This window comes from Tenacibaculum soleae, assembly GCF_001693415.1.
GTDB lineage: Bacteria > Bacteroidota > Bacteroidia > Flavobacteriales > Flavobacteriaceae > Polaribacter > Polaribacter soleae.
In genome coordinates this window covers 878356-903740 of the sequence record NZ_MAKX01000001.1, presented here as the reverse complement: position 1 = coordinate 903740, position 25385 = coordinate 878356, and the positions used below count along the sequence as shown (strand labels likewise).

Genomic DNA, 25385 nt, shown 5'->3' with positions numbered 1-25385 from the left:
GCTTATGAAAATTTTAATTCTAGAAGACGAAATACCAGCTTACCAAAAGTTAGTTAATTATTTAAATCAATTTTTTGGTAAAGAAATACCGCACGATTTAGCACGCTCTAATAAAGATGGAAAAGAATTTCTTTCTAAAAATAAATATAATTTTATTTTATCTGACATTCAGTTATTAGACGGAATTTCTTTTGATTTGTTTGATGAAGTTACAATTGATTGCCCTATTATTTTTTGTTCAGCACACAACGAATATTTATTTAAAGCATTTAATACAAACGGAATTGCTTACATTTTAAAACCTTATTCAAAATCTGACTTTAACAAGGCTATTAAAAAATACCAATCTTTGTTTAACCAAGGTAGTTATAACGACTTAAACTCTGAAACATTATCTAATTTAAAATCAGCATTAAAAGAAGAAAACACATCGTATAAAAAACGATTTGTTATAAAAAAAACAAAAGGAATTAAATTATTAAGTGTTGTAGAAATTAGTTTGATTGAAGCGTCTGGAGATTTTTGCATTGCTACTGACAACTTTGGAAAACGACACAATATTTCTCAAACTTTAGGAAACATTTTTCAGCAATTAAACCCTTCTAAATTTTTTAAAATTAATAGAAGTCAAATTATTTGCATCGATTTTATTGATAATATAGAAAGTCATTTTAAAAACCGGTTGCTAATTACCATGAAAGGTGTAAAGGAAAAATCAATGACAAGCTCGGCTGTTACTTCTGATTTTAGAAAATGGCTTGAAAACTAAACAAAAGCCAACATTTACAATTAGTTACTCTTAAAATAGCCATATATTGTTAAACTAGTATAGCCCTGATTGAAATGACATCCTTTTTTGTTTTTTTCAAAAAAGATATAATGAAAAGCAGGAAATAGCTACAAAAAAACCTTCTTGATTTCTCAAAAAGGTTTTTTTCTACTCTTAATTTTTATCTTCGTGGGTTACTGCCTTCACTGGGGAACAAACATATTAGTTATCGTTTTGTTCTTTTCTTGGAAAAGTTCCTAAAATAAACAGAAGACCAATTATAAATAAGACCCCTACAATAAATGAAAACCAAAAACCTTGGTAATTAGTATTCTTTAAAAAAGAAGTAAGTATGATAATTATAAATATACCAATAATTTGATAATGTGATTTTTTCATTAATTCTCGTTTTGGCTTTTAATTCCTAAAAAAACTTAATCATTTAGTTTTAAAACTGCCATAAATGCTTCTTGCGGAATTTCTACATTACCAACCTGACGCATTCTCTTTTTACCTTTTTTCTGCTTTTCTAATAACTTACGTTTACGCGAAATATCACCACCGTAACATTTTGCTGTTACATCTTTACGCAATGCTTTGGTAGTTTCACGCGCAATAATTTTTGCTCCAATCGCAGCTTGAATAGGAATATCAAACTGTTGTCTTGGTATTAACGTTTTTAATTTTTCTACTATTTTTTTACCTATCGTGTAGGCGTTATCTGCATGTAATAATGCCGAAAGTGCATCTACAGGTTGCCCATTTAATAAAATATCTACACGTACTAATTTTGAGGTACGCATTCCTATGGGAGCATAATCAAATGACGCGTATCCTTTAGATACTGTTTTTAATCGATCATAAAAATCGAAAACAATTTCTGCCAACGGCATATCAAATGTTAATTCAACTCTTTCGGTTGTTAAATACGTTTGATTTACGATTTCTCCTCTTTTTTCAATACAAAGTGACATTACTTGCCCTACAAAATCTGACTTTGTAATGATAGATGCTTTAATAAAAGGCTCTTCTACTCGATCTAACCTTGATGGATCTGGTAAATCTGTTGGATTGTTTAATAAAACAATTTCCTCTGGATTTTTCTTTGTATAAGCATGATATGATACGTTAGGAACCGTAGTAATTACGGTCATATTAAACTCACGCTCTAAACGTTCTTGAATAATTTCCATGTGTAACATTCCTAAAAACCCACATCGAAATCCAAAACCTAAAGCTGCTGAACTTTCTGGTTGAAACACTAAAGAAGCATCATTTAATTGTAATTTTTCCATTGAGTTACGAAGCTCTTCGTAATCTTCTGTATCAACAGGGTAAATACCCGCAAATACCATTGGTTTTACATCCTCAAAACCATCAATTGTATCGGTTGTAGGGTTTTCAAAATCGGTAATTGTATCTCCTACTTTTACTTCTTTTGCGGCTTTAATACCTGTAATTAAATACCCTACATCTCCTGTTTTTACTTCTTTTTTTACTTCTTGTTCTAACTTTAAAGTACCAACCTCATCAGCTCCATACTCTTTACCTGTTGCCATGAATTTAATTCGTTGATTCTTTTTGATAGAACCATCAATTACTCTAAAATAAGTTTCAATTCCACGGTAAGAGTTATATACCGAATCAAAAATTAAGGCTTTTAACGGCGCATCAGGATTACCTTGAGGCGCAGGAACTTTATTTATAATTGCTGCTAAAATATTATCTACTCCGAAACCAGTTTTTCCACTTGCGTGAATTACATCTTCGGCGTCACATCCTAATAAATCAACAATATCATCGGTAACTTCTTCTGGATTTGCACTTGGTAAATCCACTTTATTTAATACCGGAATAATTTCTAAATCATTATCTAACGCTAAATATAAATTAGAAATTGTTTGTGCCTGTATACTTTGTGCTGCATCAACAATTAACAAAGCACCTTCACAAGCAGCAATTGAACGAGAAACTTCATACGAGAAATCTACGTGTCCTGGAGTATCAATTAAATTTAGTACATATTCTTCTCCTTCATACGTATATTCCATTTGAATTGCGTGTGACTTAATGGTAATACCACGCTCACGCTCTAAATCCATATTATCTAAAAGCTGACTTTGTTTTTCACGCTCGGTAACCGAACCTGTATAGTCTAATAATCTATCAGCAAGTGTGCTTTTACCGTGATCAATATGCGCAATAATGCAAAAGTTTCTTATTTTTTTCATGCTTCGTGTTCTAACTTCTTATGACCGACAAAGATACTTTTTTGAAAAACGTTGTACAATTAAAAATTTACTCAATAAAAAAATAAAAAGTAACTTTGCAACATGGTAAAAATTGGCAATATTGAACTTCCTGATTTTCCGCTATTATTAGCGCCGATGGAAGATGTGAGTGACCCACCGTTTAGAGCTTTATGCAAAGAAAATGGTGCTGACGTGGTATATACTGAATTTATTTCATCAGAAGGACTGATTCGTGATGCTGCAAAAAGCGTTATGAAATTAGATATTTACGAAAAAGAACGTCCTGTTGGGATTCAGATTTTTGGTGCAAATTTAGATTCGATGCTAAAAACGGTAGAAATTGTTGAAAAATCAAACCCAGATATTATTGACATTAACTTTGGATGCCCTGTTAAAAAAGTGGTTTCTAAAGGTGCTGGTGCTGGTATTTTAAAAGATATTGATTTGATGGTTTCTTTAACTGAAGCCATGGTAAAACACACTAATTTACCTGTTACCGTAAAAACACGTTTAGGCTGGGATCATGATTCGATAAGAATTGTTGAAGTTGCCGAGCGCTTGCAGGATGTTGGTTGCGCTGCCATTGCTATTCACGGACGTACACGTGCACAAATGTACAAAGGTGATGCAGATTGGGCGCCAATTGCACAAGTAAAGAACAATCAACGAATGCACATTCCTGTATTTGGTAATGGTGATGTTACTTCGCCAGAAAAAGCAATGGAAATGCGTGATAAATATGGTTTAGATGGCTGTATGATTGGTAGAGCCGCAATTGGGTATCCTTGGTTTTTTAACGAAGTAAAACATTATTTTAAAACAGGTAAATATTTAGCTAAACCTACGATTGCACAACGTGTAGAAATGGCACGTAGGCATTTACAAATGGCTATTGATTGGAAAGGGCCTGTGTTAGGTGTTTTTGAAACTAGAAGACATTACACCAATTATTTTAAGGGAATTCCTCATTTTAAAGAATACCGTATGAAAATGGTTACTTCAGATGATGCAAAAGATGTTTTTGCTGCTTTTGATGAAGTAGAAGCTACCTTTGGTAATATGATTATTCCTGAAATAGGGTAATCTTATTTTTCAATAAATTTAACAGATATTCTTGAACTTGCAACTTTAGCTGCAATAAAACCTAATGTGGCAATTGTTAACAGTACAACCAATAAGTTTAACCATCTAAATTCAACTGGATAAGCTAATGTTTCTGTTATCATAAATAGTTCATATCGTTGCTGAATTAACACTAAAACAACCCCAAAAACAACTCCTGCAAACATCCCTACAAGGGTTAATAAAAATCCTTGTAGGATAAATATTTTTTTTATTTCATCAACACTTGCTCCTAAATTGTATAAGGTTTTAAGGTTTTTACGTTTATCAATAATCATCATAATTATAGATCCAATTACATTAAACAAAGCAATGGCTATTATCAAAGTAAATATTAAATAAGAAATAAAATTTTCAGTATTAATTACTTTGTAATACAAACTATTTAACTGAGCTCTTGTTTTAACCTTAAAATCTTCACCTAATTTTTGTTGTAGTTTTTGTTGAAAATCATCTAAATCAACTGCTTTATTTAATTTTAGCTCAACCCCCGATATTTGATTTTTACGATACTTCAAAAGCTCTTGCGCTAAAGACAGTTCGGTAAAAACATACTTATTTTGAAACTCTTCGGTTCCTTCATAAGCACCCACTATTTGTGTTGAAACCGAATAAAAAGCATTGTTTACGTTTACAAACCCTTTGCCTGGTTTTGGTACCAAAATTTGTAATGGCTCTCCAAAATTCAAGATACCTAATGATAAATTATATGAAATTCCGTAACCAATTACGGCTGTATTTTTAAACTCAGGATCAATCCACGTTCCAACAGTTAATAAAGAATCTACTGGGATAATGGTATTGTAATGTTCATCAACCCCTTTTATAAAAGCAACTTGATTTTTATCTTTATATTTTAGATAAACTCGCTCTTCAATAGTTTTAGAAACTGCTTTTATTTCTTTTTGACCAATTAATTTTTGATGTATTTCATCGGTATATTCAAAAGTTTTTCCAACTGATGTTGTTATTTTTATATCAGGATCAGAATCACTTAATAACGATTCACTAAAAGTTCTTAACCCTGAAAAACCAGATAAAATAACAAACAATGCTAAAGTTCCGATAACAACACCAAAAACGGCAATAAATGTAATTATATTTATTGCGTTTGTGCTTGTTTTTGAAAACAGGTATCTTTTAGCGATGTATAGTGAAAATTTCAATTAGCTATAAATTTTATATTAGCATTCTAAATAAAATTCATTAACGCTTTTGACGACGAGGTAAAACATCTGGATTTTTTATAGGATCTACATCTTCTCCTTTTAAAGATTTATCAATATCTTCAATATAATCTAAACTATCATCACCAAAAAACAACAATTCAGGCATTCTTCTTAACTGATGTCTTGTTCTTTTCGCCATTTCATGACGAATTAAAGGTGTATTAGATATTACTCCCTCAACAATTTCATCTCTTTTATCAGAAGGAAAAACGCTTAAATACACTTTTGCAACTCCTAAATCGGCAGTAACCGACACTTTTGAAACAGATATTATAATCCCTTTCATTCCATCTTGCGCAGCTCGCTGTAGAACATCTACTAAATCTTCTTGTAATACTCCTGCAATTTTTCGTTGTCTGTTCGTTTCTTCCATCTTGCAAAAATAAGGATAAAATTACGGAGTGTAAATTTTATTTTTCACGGCATATATTACCAACCCTACCCTATTTCTAATATTCAATTTAGTAAACAAACTATCGCGATAACCATCAATCGTTTTGGGGCTTAAAAACATTTTTTCTGCTATTTCTTTATAAGTTAGTTCAGAGCAGGCTAGCTTCATGAACTTCATTTCATTATCTTTAAAAGACACATTATGCTTTCCATTTTTGCTTGATACTGAATCTAACAATAAGTTTGTCACATTTTTGCTATGATAAAAACCATTATCCATCATTTCTAACAAGGCTTTTTCTAAAACTTCTTTCTTTGTATCTTTCAACAAGTAACCTACAGCTCCTGCTTTTAGCATTTTTAATATAGTATTATCTGCATCCTCTACCGATAATGCCATTACATTTACGCTTGGATGGTTATTAACTATCCATTCAGTTGTTTCAATACCATTCATTATTGGCATATTAACATCTAACAATACAATATCTGGTATATTTTTAGGCGAAGCAGAAAACTTTGCGGTTAGTTCTTTTCCATTTTTACTGGTATATAATACTTTAAATTTTTCAAAAGTATTTACCATCCCCTCAATAGCTTGTGACAATAATGTATGATCATCTACAACTACAACTGAATATTTCATAATTACGTAGGTTTGGTTACTATTATCTTATAAGGGGGATTATACTATGCCTTTAAATATAGCAATTTATTATTAAACTTGTTACTTTTCGGGGTGCTTATCTAAAAAATACAATTTTATATTATTTGATCAATTCCTTTCTCCTCTTTATTTTTTGTAAAATCTCCTTTCACAATTTAAGATGCAACGCACTATAATTAAAGCCCCAAGTATAATAAGGTTAAAAAACCACCAATCTATAAAAACCAAAATAAACATCTTATATAAATCAATGATTAAACTAATTATTTCTCATAGCAAACACTTTGGTTTTTACTATTCTTAGTTACCGATAGAATTTATTATTTTTACCAAATGAATAATATAGAACATATTGGTATTGCTGTAAAAAATTTAGAAAAATCTAATGAGCTGTTTGCTTCACTTTTTGGCAAACCTCATTATAAAATTGAAGAAGTTGCTAGTGAAGGTGTAAAAACTTCTTTTTTTAAATCTGGTGTAAACAAAGTCGAACTATTAGAGGCTACAAAACCCGATAGTCCAATAGCTAAGTTTATTGATAAAAAAGGAGAAGGAATTCATCACATAGCTTTTGCTGTTAACGATATTAATGCCGAAATGAAACGTTTACAAAATGAAGGTTTTACGGTATTAAATGAAACCCCTAAAAAAGGTGCTGACAATAAATTAGTTGCTTTTTTACATCCAAAAACCACTAATGGTGTTTTAATTGAATTATGCCAAGAAATCGAATAATTGATTCGCTAAAAAATTATTAAATATTTGTATCTTGCAAAGTCTAAACTCATATTAAACAATGACAAACTCTTTTGATTCTTTTCAAAAAAGACGCCTACAATCCTCTTATGTTTCTGTAGTAGTTAGTATTGCTTTGGTACTTTTTATGATGGGAGTTTTAGGCTTGGTATTATTAAAATCAACTAAAGTTGCTAACCATTTCAAAGAAAAAGTTGTAATGACCCTCTTTTTAAAAGATGCCGTGACTGACATCCAGTTAAAAAAATTCAAGGAAATTCTTCAGAAGAAAACATACACCAAAAAGGTTGTTTATATTAGTAAAAATGAAGCTGCAAAAACTTACAAAAGAGATTTAGGTGAAGATTTTATAAAATTTTTAGGAGACAATCCGCTTAAAAACGGAATTGACATCTACTTAAAAGCGGATTTTGTTACTCCTAAAAAGATGAACGAAATAAAAAAAGGTTTTATCAAAAATGATTTTGTTGCTGAGATAAACTATGATAAACCTTTAGTGGAATTACTAACTAAAAACATTCAAAAAATTAGCTTTTGGTTATTAGTTTTAAGTGGTTTTTTTGGTTTAGTTGCCATTATTTTAATAAACAGTTCTATTAGATTATCTATTTATTCTAAAAGATTTAACATTAAAACCATGCAAATGGTGGGCGCTACCAAAAGTTTTATTCGTAAACCTTTTATTTGGCAAAGTATTAAGCTAGGAGTTTTAGGAGCCGTTATTTCTTTAATTGGTTTAGCTATTGTAATTTATTATCTTAACAAATACATTCCTACACTCGAATTATTAACCGACTACGTATCATTAGCATACGTAACAGGCGGGGTTTTATTTACTGCTTTTTTTATTACTTGGATAAGCACCTTTTTTGCCACACAACGTTTTTTAAACCTACAAACTAACGATTTGTATTATTAAGATTTTTATGAAAAAAGACAATCAACCAAAACAAGAATTCTTGTTCGGTAAACGAAATTATATAATCATGCTAATTGGCTTAACCGTAATTGGTTTAGGCTTTATTTTAATGGCCGGCGGCGGAAGTGAAAACCCTAATATTTTTAATGAAGAAATTTATAGCTGGCGTAGAATTCGTTTAGCACCAACCTTAGTAATTATTGGGCTAGGTATTGAAATTTATGCTATTTTTGCCAATCCTAAAAAATAGGCATGGATTTACTAGAAGCTATTATTCTTGGAGTTATTCAAGGACTTACCGAATTTTTACCTGTATCATCAAGTGGGCATCTTGAATTAGCCAAAGCTATTTTAGGAGACACTTCTATTCCAGAAGAAAGTTTAACTTTTACTGTAGTACTACACTTTGCAACCGCATTAAGCACACTGGTTGTTTTTAGAAAAGAAATTGCCGAGATTTTTAAAGGCCTATTCCAATTTAAATGGAATGAAGAGACAAAGTTTTCTTTAAAAATTATCATTTCTATGATTCCAGCAGTAATTATTGGCTTATTGTTTGAAGAACAATTAGAGTCATTTTTTGGAGGAAAAATATTATTAGTTGGTGCAATGCTTTTAATTACCTCGGTATTATTATTATTAGCAGACAAAGCTAAAAATACCAACAAAAAAGTTTCTTTTAGTAACTCTGTAATTATCGGTATTTCGCAAGCAATTGCTATGCTACCTGGTATTTCAAGATCTGGAGCAACCATATCAACGTCTGTTTTATTAGGTATAGATCGTAGTAAAGCAGCTCGTTTTTCTTTTTTAATGGTGGTACCTCTTATCTTCGGAAAAATAGCAAAAGATCTTTTGAGTGGAGATATTAATTTTGAATCTTCTGAGATTGCACCTATATCTGCTGGATTTATTGCTGCTTTCTTAGCAGGATTAGTTGCCTGTAACTGGATGATTGCCTTGGTTAAAAAAAGCAAATTATCTTACTTTTCAATTTACTGTGCCATTGTAGGACTTATTGCAATAGCATACGCATTATTTAACTAATTATGAAAACCGAAGAAGATTACAAAAACGGACAAGTTTTATTGATTGATAAACCACTTGAATGGACATCGTTTCAAGTAGTAAATAAACTCCGTTGGCATATTCGTAAACGTTTTGACATTAAAAAGATTAAAGTAGGACATGCAGGTACTTTAGACCCGCTAGCAACTGGTTTGTTGGTTATATGTACAGGAAAAAAAACCAAAACTATTAACGAATATCAAGGACAAGTAAAGGAATATACAGGTACCATAACAATTGGAGCAACTACACCTAGTTACGATTTAGAAACCGAAATAAATGAAACCTTTGCCACAAATCATATTACCGACCAATTAATTCATGAAACAACAAAACAGTTTACAGGAATAATTCAACAAAAACCACCTATTTTTTCGGCTATAAAGAAGGAAGGAAAACGACTGTATGAATTAGCCAGAAAAGGAGAAACCACCGAAATAAAATCAAGAGAAATTACAATTTCTACCTTTGAAATTACTAGTATTAATGACAATAAACTGAACTTTAGAGTAGTTTGTAGTAAAGGAACTTATATTCGTTCTTTAGCCTATGATTTTGGAGTTGCCTTAAAATCAGGCGCTCATTTATCAGCCTTAAGAAGAACAAAAATTGGTAATTTTCACGTTGATAATGCAGTAAGTATAGAAAACTTTATAAATTCTTTAGAAGTGGAATAATTTTTGAATTAATGTGCTAAAATTATTTTACTACTATGAAAAAACTATTACTATTAATTGCAGTAATATTATTAGTTAATTTATCACTAAACGCTCAAGAAAAACGCCCATTTTTTACAGGTAGCTTAAATTTTACTTTTGCTCTCAATAAAAATTATGTTTTATTTGAACCAGACGACGACAACGAACTTATAGAGTTTTCTGCATTAATGACTCGTTTTGGTGTAGGGTATCAGTTTGATAAAAAATGGGCCGGCATTATTAATATAGGATACGACTATCATACTAGATTCGGTATAAACACAATACCTATGTTTGGTACATTACGCTATAATATTTCTGAAGATGGTTATGATAGCTTTTTTACACAAGTTAGTTATGGTAATTTATGGCGACCTTCTAATAAATATGAAAACGGAAAATACTATGCTTTTGGTATAGGAACACAGATTGGAGGCTCAAAAAGATGGCATGCTGTTGTTCATCTAGATTTTCACAGAAAAAAAATCAGTAATTTTAAAAATGGTAATCTAGATAGTGTGTCGTTAGGTATTGGATTTAGTTTTTTTTAAAAACCGATGATACCAACTTTCTGAAATTGGCACTTCCCAGTAATTATCTAACTCATGTTTTGTTTCAATTAAATTATCAAAAACTATTGTTTTTTCTGTTACTGCTTTATTTTTAATTAACTTCTTAAAATCTTTTAAATCTTTGTATTGAGTATACTCTCCTTGTTTAAAACAAACGTTCATCCTATCTAACAATTCAACTTCATATTGTTGTTGTAATTGTAAAATAAACCCTACTTGAGCATCAACATCTATATTTGATAAAATTGAATTTTCTTCAGCTAAAAAAATAATAAATCGATTATGCCTTAGCTCAAAAGAAGCTTTAAAGTTTTCGTCTTCTGTTTTCCAACCTTCAATAAATGTTTTTAGTTGTTCTTTTACACCTTCAATTTCTTGTGGATAAAATTTCCTACTGCAAGGATAAATCCAAACTTTTGCCGCTTCAGACAACGTATTAAAATCTACTAACATAATTATTTTTTCTTATTGGCAAATATACAGAAAACAAAATCTCCTTTTTGCTATTCAAAAAGGAGATTTATTTTATATAAAAACTATTTTTATTTTAATAACGCAATAAGGTTTTCTTGAACATTTAGTCCTTTATTTTTGTTATACCAAACTTGTAAATCTTTTTTAAAATCAGCATCTAAAGCGCCTTTTTCGGCTTTATAATCTGTCACCATTTTTGTAGCAATATCTGGTCTTGGCCCCCAAGTATTAATTACTTCGTTATTTTTATCTAATGCAATTAATTTAGGTATTGCCCTACCTCCGTTTGTTAAAAAATTATCCATTAACTCAAGGTTTTCATCTCTTAAAACCACCTGTAACTTAATATTATTATTTTCTTCAGCTATTTTATTAATTACTGGTAAATTTTGAGCAGCATCACCACACCACCCTTCTGATATAACTAACCATGTTTGCGGCTCGCTTATATCTTTTAGTTTTGCTATTGTTTCTTCTGAAATTTTTATAGTTTTATCTAAACGTTGCATGCGTTTATCATTTAATAAACTATAATTTAATAAATCGTCAGATTGATTTGAGCCTGTTGATTTTCCTTTAACTAATAAATCTTTTACAAGATTTCTATACGCTGAATATGAAATTGCTTTCTGCAAACTATTTTCTATAACTTTTTTCATCTTAATCACTTTATGATACAAATATATTTCTCTCCTTTTAAACACTCAGCAACTAAAGTTACAGTATTTAAAAGAGTTATTATAGACGTAGTTTTAATTAAAAACTTACACTTAGGTTAATTGCTCTTTTTTTAAAGTTTTTAAATTGGTTATAATATCATTTGTCATGGATGCTAAATCAAACTTATGTTGCCATCCCCAATCATTTCGAGCATGAGAATCGTCAATAATTTGCGGCCAACTATCTGCAATTGCTTGCCTAAAATCTGGTTTATAAGTGATTGTAAATTCTGGGATGTATTTTTTAATCTCGGATGCAATTTCTTTAGGTGTAAAGCTAATTGCTGCTAAATTATACGAAGTTCTTGTTTTAATCTTATCTGCGTCAGCTTGCATTATTTGGATTGTAGCGTTGATAGCGTCATCCATATACATCATTGGCAAACGTGTATTTTCAGACAAAAAACACTCAAAAGTTCCTTTTTTCAAAGCGTCAAAATAAATATCAACCGCATAATCTGTAGTACCACCTCCTGGTAATGTTTTCCAACTAATTATACCTGGATAACGAACACTACGTACATCTACTCCATATTTTTCATGATAATAATTACACCAATGTTCTCCAGCAACTTTACTAATTCCGTAAACTGTTGACGGTTCCATTATAGTTTGTTGAGGTGTGTTTATTTTTGGTGAAGTCGGCCCAAAAGAAGCCATTGAACTTGGCCAATAAACTTTTTTAATATGTTTTTCTTTTGCTATTTCTAAAACGGCTAATAAAGAAGTCATGTTTAAATCCCAACCTTTTAATGGATATTTTTCTGCTGTTGCAGATAACATGGCTGCCATTAAATACACCTGCGTAACTTTATATTTTTGAATTACCTCTAAAATTCGCTCTTTACTTGTAGCGTCAATAATTTCAAAAGGGCCTGAGTTCATCATTTCTGTTCCACCCTCTCTAATATCAGAAGCTATAACTTGTTCATTTCCGTATAAGGAACGTAGTTTTTGAGTTAGTTCTATTCCAATTTGCCCACAAGCACCTAAAATTAATATAGTATCATTCATTCTTAAAAGTTCAAAAATATAGGATTGCAAAGTTATTAAATTTCATAATTCGTAAAAAGTATTTCTACTTTTTTAATTATCAACAAAATAGCACTGTAAACAACTGATTACAAACTTATAATTTTCGTACCCCTTAAAAACCAAGTAAAATATGTACTTTTATCTCTTTAATATCATTGATTAATGAGACCTTATTTTTTTATTTTCTTTTCTGTTTTTTTGATAAATTTTTCTTGTCAAAAAGAAACCTCTAAAAAAAACATTCCTGTTCAAAAAACTGGTATGAACACTGTTGTTGAACATGCTAATTACACTAAAATAGATGCTGCTGCTAGCAAAGAAATTAAACAATGGAAAGAGTATTTTACTGTTGAAGATTTTATGCAACAATTAAGAAAAACCAGCCCTACTGAAGCACTAAACAATGCTTTAGAATTAAAAACATTAACCAAACAACTAAAAGACAGCTTAACAATTAAAGCTCTTAAAACACCTGCTTTTAAGGCCCGTGAAAATGTGTTTGAAAACGAGGTTTTGCGGTTAGCTGATATGACTTACATACCGTCAATTACATCAAAAGAGGTTAACAATCAAGTAGATAAAATATTTTCTCTTTTTAGCAGCATGAATCATAAAATAAATGCTGTTTATGCTAAAAAAAGTTTTGACAAGGCAAATAAAATAGATAGCTTATTTAGTGGTTTTAAATAGTATTAATTGCTTCGTACACCAGGCTACTTTCAAAACCTTTGTATAATAAATAATCTGCTATTTTCTTTTTTCTCTTAAATTGATTTGTTTCTATTGTTAGTTTATTCTTTTTTTCTAATAAACTATACAAAGTACTAATATACTCTTCTTCATCAATTTCTTTTAGCGCTATTGTTATATTGTATTTTGAAATATTACGAAATTTCAATTCTCTAACTATTCGTTGTTTTCCCCATTTTTTAATTCGGAATTTACCTCTTGCAAAACTTTTAGAAAATCGCTCTTCATTTAAAAAGTTATCTTGTAATAAACTTAAAAGAATTAGCTCTCTAGCTTCAGGAATTAAATTATAATCCTTTATTTTTTGTTCTATTTCTTTATGACAACGATCTTGATACACGCAATACTGCTCTAATTTTCTCTTAACCTCATCAACCGTAAAAACCTTCTTATTCATAAGTCAAAAATAAAAAAAGAGTTGAAAACTTTTATGTTTCCAACTCTTTTTCACTAACAAAAATTAAGAAATATATTATACATTCCTTTTTAACCACATTTTAAACTTTGTAATTAAGAAAAATAAAATTGGCACTGCAATTAGTGTTAAAAAAGTAGCTATTAATAACCCGTAAATCACGGTCCAAGCTAATGGCCCCCAAAACACTACGTTATCACCTCCCATGTATATTTTAGGATCAAAATCAGCAAATAATGTAAAGAAATTAATATTAAATCCGGTTGCTAACGGAATTAATCCAAGAATGGTTGTAATTGCTGTTAACAATACCGGTCGTAAACGTGCTTTACCAGCTCTTACAATTGCTTCAAATAAATCATTTGTCTCTAAATAAGCTGATTCTTTTAAACCTAAATCATGCTTTTTTCTGTCTATTAATAACTGTGCATAATCTAACAAAACTACTCCGTTATTTACCACAATACCTGCTAAAGAAATAATTCCCATCATTGTCATCATAATTACAAACGATGAACCTGTTATTACCATTCCACCAAACACACCAATAAGACTCAATAATATCGAAATCATTATAATAGTTGGTTTTGAAATAGAATTAAATTGAAAAATTAAAATGAAAAAGATAAGTCCTAAACCAGTTAACAGTGCTCCCATTAAAAATGCCATTTGCTTATTTTGTTCTTCAATTTGCCCTGTATAATCTATCTTTATGTTTTTAGGCATATCTTTAAACGATGCCATTTCACTTTGCACTTGATTTACAATTGCTCCTGCATCTGTAAAACCAGGTGATAATTGCGAATAAACAGTAACTACCCGCTTAACATCTTTATGCTTAATAGCACTAAAACCTGAATTATTAGTATGTTCGGCTACTGCTGAAATAGGAATTTCTTTTAAACTACCTGTATTATCTCTAAAAGTTATTTTTTGATTAAAAATTGCACTTGAATTATACCTGTTTTTTTTATTAAAACGCACATAAATATCATAATCTTCACCATCTTCTTTATAAATACCTGCTTTTGCTCCAAAAATAGAATTCCGAATTTGTTGCCCTACTTGTGATGCATTAACACCTAACTCTCCTGCTTTTTTACGATCAACCAATACTTGCATTCCTGGTTTATCTTTATTTACATCGATTTTAATTTCATCTACTCCTGGAATATTCTTAGAGTTAATAAAATCACGCATTCTTTCGGCAGTTACAATTAGTTCATTATAATCACTACCTTCTATTTCAATATTAATCGGCGCTCCTGCAGGTGGTCCATTAGCATCTTTTTCAACAGATATTAAAACTCCAGGATAAATACCCACTAAAGCTTTTTGTACCTTTTGCCTTAACAATTCACTATCTTCTCCACGACGATATTTATACTCACGCATTGAGGCGGTAATTTTACCTTTATGTGGCAGTTCTCCTCCTGAGCCAGCATCAGCAGTTGGGTTACCAGCTCCTTCACCTACTTGTGAAACCGCACTTTCTACCAAAAAGTTATAATCTCCATCTGTATATTGAGTACCATTTAATACTGTAAACACTCTTTTTTCAATCTCTTTGGTAATTACATTTGTTTTTTCGATATCTGTTCCTTGCGGATACTCGATGTAAACAATAATTTGATTTGGTTTATTATCTGGAAAAAATTCAATTTTTGTACGTTGGCTAGCTACAGATGCTCCAAAAGCAATAAAAGAAATAATAAGCAAGGCAAATGTACCTCCAATTAACCAATAAGGTGCTGATTTTGATAACGCTCTACGTAGTTGACGCTCATACCAATTTTCTAAACGTGGTAACACTTTAGTTTGAAAACTATTAGCCCATTTACGTAAAAATAATCTATACACCCATAGCATTATCGCGGTAAACATCATCAGGCTTCCTAAAGATCTATATACTCCTCCTGTAAAATATACTAACAATCCTATTACGGCCATAATTACAGTCATAATAATGATACGCTTTATTGGCATATTTTTATCTTCAGTACTCATAAAGTTAGATACTAAAACTGAATTAAAAAAGATAGCTACCACTAATGATGAACTTAATACAATAGCTAAAGTAATAGGTAAAAGTTTCATAAACTCTCCCATAACCCCTGGCCATAAACCTAACGGAATAAATGCAGCTACTGTTGTTGCTGTTGAAATAATAATTGGAAAGGCTATTTCTCCAATTCCTTTTTTAGCAGCATCTACTTTATTCATTCCCTCTTCATCCATTAAACGGTATACGTTTTCTACCACTACAATACCGTTATCTACCAACATTCCTAGCCCCATAATTAATCCAAAAAGGATCATGGTATTTAAAGTATATCCTAACATGTTTAAAATCATAAGCGACATAAACATCGACATAGGAATAGCAAAACCTACAAATATTGCATTTTTAAAACCTAAGAAAAACATTAAAACAGTTACTACTAAAATAACTCCAAAAATAATGTTGTTTACCAAATCATCAACTGCTGATATTGTAACTGATGATTGGTCATTTGCAACAGTAACCTTTAAATCTGCAGGAAAAACAGTTGTTTTGGCATTTTTAACTATTTCTCTAATCTGATTGGCAGCTGCTACCATGTTAGATCCTGCTCTTTTCTTAACATCTAACATAACTACTTGTGCTCCCTCTTCTCTAGCATAAGAAGTTATATCTTTTTCTTTAAAAAATACTTTGGCAACATCTTTTAAATAAATAGAGTTTCCTTTTTCAGATTTTACAACAAAGTTTTCTAACTCTGAAGGCTTTTTAATTTCACCTAAAATACGAATCGTACGACGCTGACCACTAGCAATTAAATTACCAGCAGACATGGTTGAATTACCACCATTAATAGCATTTATAATATCACCAAAGCTAACTTTTGCTGCTTGCATCTTATAAATATCTACAGCAACCTCAACCTCTTTATCTTGTACCCCGCGAATATCTACTTGTTTAATTTCTTGTAATCCCTCTATTTCATCTTGAAGATATTCACCAAACTCTTTTAACTTTCCTACGGTATAATCACCCGAAATATTAATATTAAGTATTGGCATTTCTTCACTCATACTTAATGCAAAAACATTAGGCTCTACTTTTGCACCATTAAAAGTTGGCCAATCTTCACCTGATGTTTCTGATTCAATTTCGTCTTTTACTTTTTGTTTTGCATCTTTTACTTCAATATTTTCATCAAACTCTACAATTACCATCGAGTAATCCTCTTGTGATGTTGAAGTAATTTCTACAACATTACTTACCGTTTTTAGCTTTTCTTCTAACGGATCGGTAATTAGCTTCTCAATATCTTCGGCTGTGTTTCCAAAAAACGGTGTACTTATATAAATTTTGGTTTCTTTAATTTCTGGAAAACTCTCACGAGGCATTTCAAAAAAAGCTGAAACACCTAAATAAAAGATCAACAACATTACCACATACATGGTAGTTTTGTTGTTAATTGCCCATGTTGACAAGCCAAATTCTTTATCTACCTGTTTATTTTTTTCAGACATATTTAATGATTTTTAACTTATCGATTAATTTAAAATTTGCACTTGTTGTCCGTTTTGAACACTACGCGCACCCTCCATAATTACCTGACTTCCTATAACGATACCTTCTAAAACCTCTACAACATCCCCTTGAGTTTTACCGGTAGTTATAATTTTTTGTTTTGCAATACCTTTTTTATTTTTCACATCTGTAACCACATATACATACTGCTCTCCTTTTGCGTTTTCAGAAATAATACTTAACGGAATTAACAACGCTTCTTTATTGGTATAATCGTTAATTTTTAACTTTGCTGTTAAATTTGGCTTAATACTTTTATCTTTATTATTTACAGCTATTTCTACCTTAAAAGTACGATTTGCTGGATTGATAAAATTTCCGGCTTGACGAATTTCAGAATCAATAGTTTGCCCTAAAACTGGAAATTCAACTTTTACGCTTTTTCCTTTTTTTATTGATGTAATATACCCTTCTGGTACAGAAGTTTCAATATACATGTTTTGTAAGTTTACGATTCTAAAAACTTCTGATCCTGGCCCAGGAGCAACTACTGTTCCTTGATCTTTTATTACATCATCAATAACACCCGAAAATGGTGCTGTTATTACTGATTTTGATAATTGTCTTTTTAATTGACTTACGGCACTTTTTTGTGATTCATATGTTGTTTTTGCTTGTAAAAACTGTATTTCAGAACCAATTTTTTGCTCCCATAAACGCTTTTGACGTTCAAAAGTAGTTGATGCTAACGCTGCTTGTGCTTCAATTTGAGCTAATTGACTAGACAATCCTCCATCATCTATTCTTGCTAAAATTTGACCTTTTTTTACATACTGACCCTCTTTTACATAAATTTTGTACAATTGCCCAGCCATTTCAGGATACACCAAAACATTTTGTTTTGTTTTTACGTCTCCTTGCAATTCTAAATAATGATTAAACACTGTTTGTTTTGCGTCTATAACCGTTATTAAAGGTATTCTTTTAGTAGTATCTAACTCCGATATTTTATCATTTAATATCTTAATATCTCCTGATAAAGCTTGTACTTGCGCATCTAAAGCTGCCTTTTTTGTTCTAATTTTTGTTAAATCATTAGAAGCTAACACTTCTTCAACTGATTGCTTTTTACTTCCTCCACAGGAAGTTAATAACAGTGCGATTGCTATTACTGAATATATTTTTCTCATTATAGTTATTTTATTTTAGTGGTATGTTTAATGCGTTTTCTAGTTGTGCTTTTTTAGCAATTACGTTTAACATTGATTGTACGTAACTATTTTGCTGGCTATATAGTTGATTTTGTGCTTGTAACAAATCAAAACTTGATGAAATCCCTTCAAAAAATTTTATCTGTTGTTTTTTCTCAATTCTTTCAGATAGCTCTAAATTTTTCTTAGCTATTTGATAACTTTCAATACTTAATTGATATTCACTTTTTGCTGACGCTGCTTTTAACAATAATTGTTGTTTAACGTTTTCTCTTTGAATTTCAGCATTTTCAAACTCAATTTTTGCTATTGCTGTTCTTGAACTTCTTCCGAAACTACTAAAAATAGGCACATTTAAAGTAACACCCAATAAAGAGCTTGAAAACCATTTTTGCGAACCGTTTAAAAACGTAAAATCATTTGAATTTGCTGACGCTCCATAATTTACAAAGGCTGATAATCTAGGTAATGCTTTGCTTTGCTCTAAGCGCATTAACAATCTTTTACTTTCTTTATCATTCTCAACCATTCGGTAATCAATATGATTGTTTACATCAAAAACCTTTGTTAATAAACTAAAATCAGTATTAGAAAGTACTAAGTTATCTAGCGTATCAGTTAATCTAATTTTCTTATCTATTGAGTTTCCTAGAGAAATATTTAACATTTTGTAAGCAATTACTTTCATTCTAACAGTATTGCTTAAATTGTTTTCAATATTACCAAGTGTTATTTGTAATTGCTCAACATTTTCTAATTCTGTTAACCCATTTTTATATATTTTTTGGGTTTCGACTAAGTTTTTCTGAACAACCTCTTTATTTTTTTCTAAAATAGCAATTGTTTTTTCGGTAACTAAAACATTTCCATAAGCATTAATAACAGCTTCTCTTGTTGCTAGTGCTGTTTTTTCTTTTGATTGTTCAGATATTTTTAAATACGTTTTTGCCGATTGTAGCCCAACTATATAAGAGCCATCAAAAATTAATTGTCGTAAAGTAACTGTCGCATTCATGGTTTGTTTTGTTCCAAACTTTACGGGCACAAACGTACCAGGTGCAGCCCCAGCTATTTCTCCCGGCAATAAAGACACTTGCTGTCTTAACCAGTTTTGATAATCTATCGTACCATCAATTTGCGGCAAACCGATGGTTGTTGTTTCCCACTTTTTTTTATGAGCAGCTGCGATATTGTTAACCGCTATTTTATTATCATAATTATTTTTTATTGCATATTCAATTGCATCTTGCATTGATAAATTAAGTTCTTCTTGTGCAAACAAAATGCTCGTACAAAAGAATATAAATACACTATATATGTATTTTTTCATTGTTATAAATTTTTATTTATCGTTTTTAATTGTTTTTCTAATTCTTTTATTCCTTTAGGAGTCGCAATTGCTCTTATGTGGTATTCTAAAATTTCATATTCAATTTTTATTAATTCTTGCATTTCATTACCGTACATTTCGCTTTCAAAAACTCCGAAAATCAATGTAAAATAAAACTTTACAGCTAACTCAATTTTTAAATTTTTTCTATAAAATCCTTGTTCAATACCTCGTATTAAATTATCAATATTACAATCTCTAAACAAGCACTCTTCACGCTCCATTAGCTTTGTGTACGTTTCTGGATAATATTTTTTTAACTGATACATTGGTGAAGTTTTTGCATTTTTAAACATTTCTTTAAAAACTGCTTTTACTGCAAACTCTTCTTCAATTGCATTGTAATTTTGTGCTTTAATATTATTTATTGCTTCATTTATAGTATTATGAACAGCATCAGTACTAGCATCAACCAACTCTGTCTTTTTTGAAAAATATTTATACAGTGTTTTTTTTGATATTGCTAGTTCTTTTGCTATATCATCCATTGTTATACTTTTAAATCCTAAATTTAAAAATAACACTCCAGCTTTGTCTATAATTTTGTCTCTCATAATTCGGGTGCAAATGTACGCCAGGAAACTTTAAAAACAAAAAAAGTTTCCATAGTTTTAATCTTTTTTTAACATTACGTTTAGTCTACAATTTTTGTTTAGCTTATTTTTACAAAAAAATTAAGATTTGGACATATTAGCATATCAATCAGACTTTTTATCATATTTAGATTCTAACAAAATAAATAGAGAACCTAAAAACCTATACCAACCTATTGAGTATATTCTTCAACTTGGAGGTAAAAGAATCAGACCGGTTCTTACTCTTATCGCGGCAGATATTTTTTCAGGAGATTACAAAAAAGCCCTGCCTGCTGCTTTAGCTGTTGAAGTATTTCATAATTTCACCCTTGTTCATGATGATATTATGGATGATGCTCCGCTAAGAAGAGGACACGAAACCGTTCATGAAAAATGGGATATTAACACCGGTATCCTATCAGGAGATGCCATGCTAATTTTAGCTTATCAACATTTTGAAAACTACGAACCTGAAGTTTTTCAAAAATTAGCACAATTATTTAGTAAAACTGCGCTTGAGGTTTGTGGCGGACAACAATTAGATGTTGATTTTGAAACCAGAAATGATGTTACTATTGATGAGTACATTAAAATGATCACCTTAAAAACATCCGTTTTAGTAGCAGCCGCTTTAAAAATGGGAGCAATAGTTGCTAAAGCTGATGAAAAGGAAGCACAACACCTATACAATTACGGGTTGAATTTAGGAATTGCTTTTCAATTACAGGATGACTACTTAGACACCTATGGAGACCCTGAAACTTTTGGCAAACAAGTAGGTGGTGACATTATTGAAAACAAAAAAACATATCTTTATTTAAAAGCTTTAGAAGTAGCAAATAACGCTGATAGAGAAAATTTAATGGCTCTTTATAACGAAAAGCAAAAAAATATTACAGAAAAAATCAGCACTGTTTCTGCCATTTTTTCTAAAAACAACATACCTAATTACACACACGAACTTATTGAGTACTACACAAATAAGTCATTTGAAAGCTTAACCCTTTTAAACATTAACGATACTGCTAAAAAAGGGTTACGACTGTTCGGTGAAAATTTAATGAGCAGAAAAGTGTAAAAAACCTTTTTTTATTTAAAAAAGTTACTATTTTTGCATCCGCATTTATGCTGGTCCTATAGCTCAGTTGGTTAGAGCACCTGACTCATAATCAGGTGGTCCCAGGTTCGAGTCCTGGTGGGACCACATTTAAACCTCATAATCTTTTGATTATGAGGTTTTATTTTTTTAAGAAAATTCATTAAAAAGTATAACACTTTAAAATAGCAACTTAAAAACTCTTTAAGCCAAAAAGTATTATTGAACACAGCAATTCAAATTAAGGTTTAGAAAACGCTTTTAAATTAGTTATAATTTATGTGTTTTTTACTGTATTTGCTTTAACCAGCATTTACATTTATTTGGTCTATTATAGAAACAATCTTTGTAATTTTACTAGTATCATTCTCAAATATTCCTAGTATTCCATTATCGTGTGATTTGTTAAATGGCGCTTTTACTAATAAACCTTTATCAATAGTACCGTTTTTTGTTAAAAAATCGATAAGAATAGTAATAAAAGTAATTTGCGAACTGTTTAGGTTTTTGCTATTAACAAAATTGGCAAATTCTTCATTAGCTACTGTTGCGTCTAAACCTATAATATTTCGGATAAATTTACCTAATGAAACCCCTCCAAATTCATTAGTATATTGATCTTTTGTACTATTGGTTTCTTCGTATATAAAAGATTCTAACAAGGCTAATTCCGCAACGGTAATAGGAATGTTTTTATGTAATTTATCAATTACTAAATGCGATTTGTTTTTTCTAATAAACGTAGTAATTCTATCTTTATACGGTTGTAATTTTGTGTAATTTTCTAAAATATCTACTTCTTCTACATTAGCGCTGTCTAACACATCTTCAAAATCGGTATAAACAATTTTAGCTTTATCTTTATCTAAAAATTTTATAAGTTCCTTAAGTTCTTCTTTAATAGATTCGAGTGTAGCAACATCTACTGTTTTCCAATAATCTACATCAGTAATATTATTAATAGTAGTTATTTTAGCTGCTATTGTTGGGATGTTTCTTTTTCTGTATAGCTGATTACCAATGTCTAAAATTTTACCAATATATTTTTCTTGTGCTTTTGTTTGTTGTAATAAAGCCAATTGAAAACGAAGCATTAACAACTCAAAACGAAGTTCTATTTCATTCGTATTAATGTTGTTAGTAAGTGCTGATAAATCTGTAATAATTTCGGAAATATCACCTACCGATAAATTATCCCAAGCATTTTTATGTTGATATTTAGTTACGGTAGCTTGTACTTTTCTTACTTCAAACCTTTCAGGATTTAAATTAACAACAGAAGTATGTAGCTCGTTAGTGTATTGCTTGGCTAATACATCATCCTCTTTACTGGCATCATGGTAATTTCTAATAGCCATTATTAGGTTAAGTTTGGCTTCAAAAACTTGAGAGGTAATAGATTTTTGGGCGCTACTTTTATAACCTTCAGGATTGGCTTCAAAAAATTCAATGTTTTTGCAAATGTCAAAAATTAAGAAAAACTCTTTGTCTTTTCCTGGAGCAAAAATATTAGGACGCAAACGTGTACCACGACCTACCATTTGCCAATATTTTGCGTATGATTTTACTTCTTTAAAAAACACTAAGTTTAAAACAGAGGGCGCATCTACACCTGTATCCATCATATCTACCGAAACGGCAATTTGTGGTAACAAGGTTTCTTTATCATCACAAAATTTTTCTAACAAATCTTGTGCTTTACTTTCGTAATTATCAATTACTCGTAAAAAGTGACTGCTATATTGTGGATAGTTTTTGTAAAAACGCTTTTCTATAAAAACAGCATGTTGGTGGTTTTTAGCAAAAATAATAGTTTTACCTATGGTATTTCCTCCGTTTACTTTTAAACCATGGGTCATTAAATAATCTAAAACAACATCAACTGTTTTGGTGTTAAAATAAAATTTGTTAATGCTGCTTTTATCAATCGTAACATCTAATTCAGAATCTGATTGAATACCAAATTTTTCTTCAAACTTAGCCTTGTCTTTTTCTGACAAATCGCTGTATTTAATACCTTCTCTTACAAATTTTACGGGTACTTTATAAGATTTTGGCGGATTTAAAAAGCCTTGTTTTACGGCATCATTTAATTCATAAGCAAAGGTTGGATTATCATCTTCAATATTAAATAATCCGTAGGTATTATAATCTAGTTCTTTTTTAGGTGTAGCGGTTAATCCTATTAAAATAGCATCAAAATAATCAAATATAGCTTGGTATTTTTGATATACAGAGCGGTGGGCTTCATCAATAATAATAACATCAAAATGACCTACTCCGTAAAAACGACCATCTTCATTTTTTAAAGCATCAATTTTATTCATAATGGTTGGATAGGTAGAAAATACCAATCGTGTACCATTATCTTCTTTTTCTTGGGTTAAATCGATACCACTTAAATGTGGTAAATGTTCTTTAAACGCATTTTTTGCTTGTTTAACTAAAGCGTTTCTATCGGCTAAAAACAATACGCGTTTTGCCCATTTATTTTTAGTTAGCATATCTATAATGGCGCAAGCGGTTCTTGTTTTTCCGCTACCTGTTGCCATTACTAATAAGGCTTCTCTATTTTTTCCTGTTAAATTGCCATTGGTATTAGTAGTTACTAATGCTTCGGCAACTCTTTGTACGGCTTCTAGCTGATATACTCTACCATTACCACCAGCTATGGCGGTATCTACTTTAAAGTTTCGAATATCTTCTCTGTTAGCGCGTTGAAAAATTAAATATGCTAATTCTTCTTTGGTGTAAAATCCGTCTATTTCTCTTGGATGATAAAAAGTATCATCCCAAATAAAGGTTTCGTATCCGTTGGTGTAAAAAATTATAGGACGTTGCCCGTGCATTTGCTCTAAACAATCGGCATATAGTTTTGCTTGATGCTTACCTTTACTTACTTCTTGCAAGGTGCTTTTTGCTTCTATTACTGCCAAAGGCAAACCGTTGTTACCCCACAACACATAATCGGCATAACCTTTGCCCGATTTATTGGTACTAATTGGCATACCTGTTACGGCGTATTCAATATCTTTACCATTTTGTAAATTTTTCCAACCTGCTTCTTCTAAAAGCACATCAATATATAACTTTCTGGTTTCGGCCTCTGGGGTAAGCTGTGGTATATCTTCTGTTAGATTAACCGTAGTTATACGTGCTGTTTTTCTTTCTTGTAAGGCAGCTTCTAAACGTTGTAATTGTTGTTGTAACAATTCGTTTTTTTTAGCTAACTCTTTTTGTTTTTCGTGTTCTTCTTGGTATTTTTTTGTTATTGCTGCCGCTTCATTAACCTTTTGCTCAAACTCTTTGGTGGTAATTTTAGCAGTTTGGTTAGTAGGTAACGGAATAATAGCTTCTTCAAAAACACTAATTTTCGGGTCGTTTTTGCTGTAAAACTTACTAATATATACGCAAAACGAAAAAATTGCTTTTAAAGTAGCCAACGACTGCCTGTTAGCTACTTTTTTACCATGAGCGGCATTGTTACCTATTTTACGCACCAAGTTAAGCTCTGTAAACATGCTTGGACGAACGGAGTTTTTAAAACTATGATGGTGCATTAAGCTACTTAAATTAGTATCATAAGGCATGGTAAACTCGGTATCGTTATTGTACAACCATTTAACCCCAAGCTCTAACACAGTTCTGCATTGTAATGCGCCAAATTTTGGTTCTTTAAAGGTGTATTGTTCTGCTTTTACAGCTTCTTGATATAGCTGCGGAAACTCCTCTTTTAAGAAATTAAAATTTGTCAT

The 25385-nt window shown here is 30.7% G+C and carries 24 protein-coding genes and 1 tRNA gene; 11 read left to right on the top strand and 14 right to left on the bottom strand.

Annotated features, from left to right (window positions below):
• Positions 1-4 precede the first annotated feature (4 nt).
• Positions 5-769, top strand: a complete 765-nt coding sequence (locus BA195_RS04185; RefSeq protein ID WP_084443054.1) for a LytR/AlgR family response regulator transcription factor — start codon at positions 5-7, stop codon at positions 767-769.
• Between the two features lie 222 nt (positions 770-991).
• Here BA195_RS04185 and BA195_RS14330 read toward each other — a convergent pair whose 3' ends face one another.
• Positions 992-1168, bottom strand: a complete 177-nt coding sequence (locus BA195_RS14330) for a hypothetical protein (protein ID WP_176714950.1) — start codon at positions 1166-1168, stop codon at positions 992-994.
• A 35-nt stretch (positions 1169-1203) separates the two neighbouring features.
• Positions 1204-3000 (bottom strand): translation elongation factor 4, encoded by a 1797-nt coding sequence (gene lepA, locus BA195_RS04180; protein WP_068702748.1) that lies wholly within the window; start codon positions 2998-3000, stop codon positions 1204-1206.
• A 102-nt stretch (positions 3001-3102) separates the two neighbouring features.
• On the opposite strand from lepA, the gene dusB reads away from it, so the two are divergent.
• Positions 3103-4104, top strand: coding sequence for a tRNA dihydrouridine synthase DusB (dusB, locus tag BA195_RS04175; protein ID WP_068702746.1), 1002 nt, complete (start codon positions 3103-3105; stop codon positions 4102-4104).
• 2 nt (positions 4105-4106) lie between these two features.
• On the opposite strand, the gene BA195_RS04170 is transcribed toward dusB, so the two are convergent.
• The 3 genes from BA195_RS04170 to BA195_RS04160 are packed head-to-tail and all read right to left on the bottom strand — an operon-like array spanning position 4107 to position 6414.
• Positions 4107-5309 (bottom strand): ABC transporter permease, encoded by a 1203-nt coding sequence (locus BA195_RS04170; RefSeq protein ID WP_068702744.1) that lies wholly within the window; start codon positions 5307-5309, stop codon positions 4107-4109.
• Positions 5310-5349: 40 nt separating this feature from the next.
• Positions 5350-5745 (bottom strand): 30S ribosome-binding factor RbfA, encoded by a 396-nt coding sequence (rbfA, locus tag BA195_RS04165; RefSeq protein ID WP_068702742.1) that lies wholly within the window; start codon positions 5743-5745, stop codon positions 5350-5352.
• 21 nt (positions 5746-5766) lie between these two features.
• A complete protein-coding gene (locus tag BA195_RS04160; protein ID WP_084443052.1) occupies positions 5767-6414 on the bottom strand; it encodes a response regulator transcription factor in 648 nt (215 codons plus the stop codon).
• A gap of 351 nt (positions 6415-6765) precedes the next feature.
• On the opposite strand from BA195_RS04160, the gene mce reads away from it, so the two are divergent.
• The 6 genes from mce to BA195_RS04130 all read left to right on the top strand — a co-directional run bounded on the left by mce (position 6766) and on the right by BA195_RS04130 (position 10424).
• Positions 6766-7167, top strand: coding sequence for a methylmalonyl-CoA epimerase (gene mce / locus BA195_RS04155; RefSeq protein WP_068702738.1), 402 nt, complete (start codon positions 6766-6768; stop codon positions 7165-7167).
• Between the two features lie 61 nt (positions 7168-7228).
• Positions 7229-8107, top strand: a complete 879-nt coding sequence (locus tag BA195_RS04150) for a cell division protein FtsX (protein ID WP_068702736.1) — start codon at positions 7229-7231, stop codon at positions 8105-8107.
• Between the two features lie 7 nt (positions 8108-8114).
• Positions 8115-8357 (top strand): DUF3098 domain-containing protein, encoded by a 243-nt coding sequence (locus BA195_RS04145; RefSeq protein ID WP_068702734.1) that lies wholly within the window; start codon positions 8115-8117, stop codon positions 8355-8357.
• A 2-nt stretch (positions 8358-8359) separates the two neighbouring features.
• Complete coding sequence (locus BA195_RS04140) at positions 8360-9154, top strand: undecaprenyl-diphosphate phosphatase (protein ID WP_068702732.1); 795 nt, start codon at positions 8360-8362, stop codon at positions 9152-9154.
• Between the two features lie 2 nt (positions 9155-9156).
• Positions 9157-9852 carry a tRNA pseudouridine(55) synthase TruB gene (gene truB, locus BA195_RS04135; protein WP_068702730.1) on the top strand — a complete coding sequence of 232 codons (696 nt, stop codon included), beginning with the start codon at positions 9157-9159 and terminating at the stop codon, positions 9850-9852.
• Positions 9853-9887: 35 nt separating this feature from the next.
• Positions 9888-10424 carry a hypothetical protein gene (locus tag BA195_RS04130; protein WP_068702728.1) on the top strand — a complete coding sequence of 179 codons (537 nt, stop codon included), beginning with the start codon at positions 9888-9890 and terminating at the stop codon, positions 10422-10424.
• Here BA195_RS04130 and BA195_RS04125 read toward each other — a convergent pair.
• From BA195_RS04125 to BA195_RS04115, 3 genes are all read right to left on the bottom strand, one after another.
• A complete protein-coding gene (locus BA195_RS04125) occupies positions 10398-10898 on the bottom strand; it encodes an ABC transporter ATPase (RefSeq protein ID WP_068702725.1) in 501 nt (166 codons plus the stop codon). The genes BA195_RS04130 and BA195_RS04125 overlap by 27 nt on opposite strands.
• 89 nt (positions 10899-10987) lie before the next feature.
• Positions 10988-11578, bottom strand: coding sequence for a thioredoxin family protein (locus tag BA195_RS04120; RefSeq protein ID WP_068702723.1), 591 nt, complete (start codon positions 11576-11578; stop codon positions 10988-10990).
• A gap of 111 nt (positions 11579-11689) precedes the next feature.
• Complete coding sequence (locus BA195_RS04115) at positions 11690-12652, bottom strand: NAD-dependent epimerase/dehydratase family protein (RefSeq protein WP_068702721.1); 963 nt, start codon at positions 12650-12652, stop codon at positions 11690-11692.
• 183 nt (positions 12653-12835) lie between these two features.
• Between BA195_RS04115 and BA195_RS04110 the strand changes: the two genes are divergently transcribed.
• Positions 12836-13363 (top strand): hypothetical protein, encoded by a 528-nt coding sequence (locus BA195_RS04110; RefSeq protein WP_068702720.1) that lies wholly within the window; start codon positions 12836-12838, stop codon positions 13361-13363.
• Here the strand turns inward: BA195_RS04110 and BA195_RS04105 are convergent.
• The 5 genes from BA195_RS04105 to BA195_RS04085 form a co-directional block, all read right to left on the bottom strand.
• A complete protein-coding gene (locus tag BA195_RS04105) occupies positions 13356-13820 on the bottom strand; it encodes a regulatory protein RecX (RefSeq protein WP_068702718.1) in 465 nt (154 codons plus the stop codon). The genes BA195_RS04110 and BA195_RS04105 overlap by 8 nt on opposite strands.
• Before the next feature lie 75 nt (positions 13821-13895).
• A complete protein-coding gene (locus BA195_RS04100) occupies positions 13896-17357 on the bottom strand; it encodes an efflux RND transporter permease subunit (RefSeq protein ID WP_068702715.1) in 3462 nt (1153 codons plus the stop codon).
• A 24-nt stretch (positions 17358-17381) separates the two neighbouring features.
• Positions 17382-18548, bottom strand: coding sequence for an efflux RND transporter periplasmic adaptor subunit (locus tag BA195_RS04095; RefSeq protein ID WP_068702714.1), 1167 nt, complete (start codon positions 18546-18548; stop codon positions 17382-17384).
• 10 nt (positions 18549-18558) lie between these two features.
• Positions 18559-19899: a TolC family protein gene (locus tag BA195_RS04090; protein WP_068702712.1), complete on the bottom strand. Its 1341-nt coding sequence runs from the start codon at positions 19897-19899 to the stop codon at positions 18559-18561.
• A 2-nt stretch (positions 19900-19901) separates the two neighbouring features.
• Positions 19902-20513 carry a TetR/AcrR family transcriptional regulator gene (locus BA195_RS04085; RefSeq protein ID WP_068702710.1) on the bottom strand — a complete coding sequence of 204 codons (612 nt, stop codon included), beginning with the start codon at positions 20511-20513 and terminating at the stop codon, positions 19902-19904.
• Positions 20514-20640: 127 nt separating this feature from the next.
• On the opposite strand from BA195_RS04085, the gene BA195_RS04080 reads away from it, so the two are divergent.
• Positions 20641-21612 (top strand): polyprenyl synthetase family protein, encoded by a 972-nt coding sequence (locus BA195_RS04080; RefSeq protein ID WP_068702707.1) that lies wholly within the window; start codon positions 20641-20643, stop codon positions 21610-21612.
• A gap of 52 nt (positions 21613-21664) precedes the next feature.
• Positions 21665-21738, top strand: a tRNA-Ile gene (locus BA195_RS04075).
• Between the two features lie 194 nt (positions 21739-21932).
• On the opposite strand, the gene BA195_RS04070 is transcribed toward BA195_RS04075, so the two are convergent.
• Positions 21933-25385: a DEAD/DEAH box helicase family protein gene (locus BA195_RS04070; RefSeq protein ID WP_068702705.1), complete on the bottom strand. Its 3453-nt coding sequence runs from the start codon at positions 25383-25385 to the stop codon at positions 21933-21935.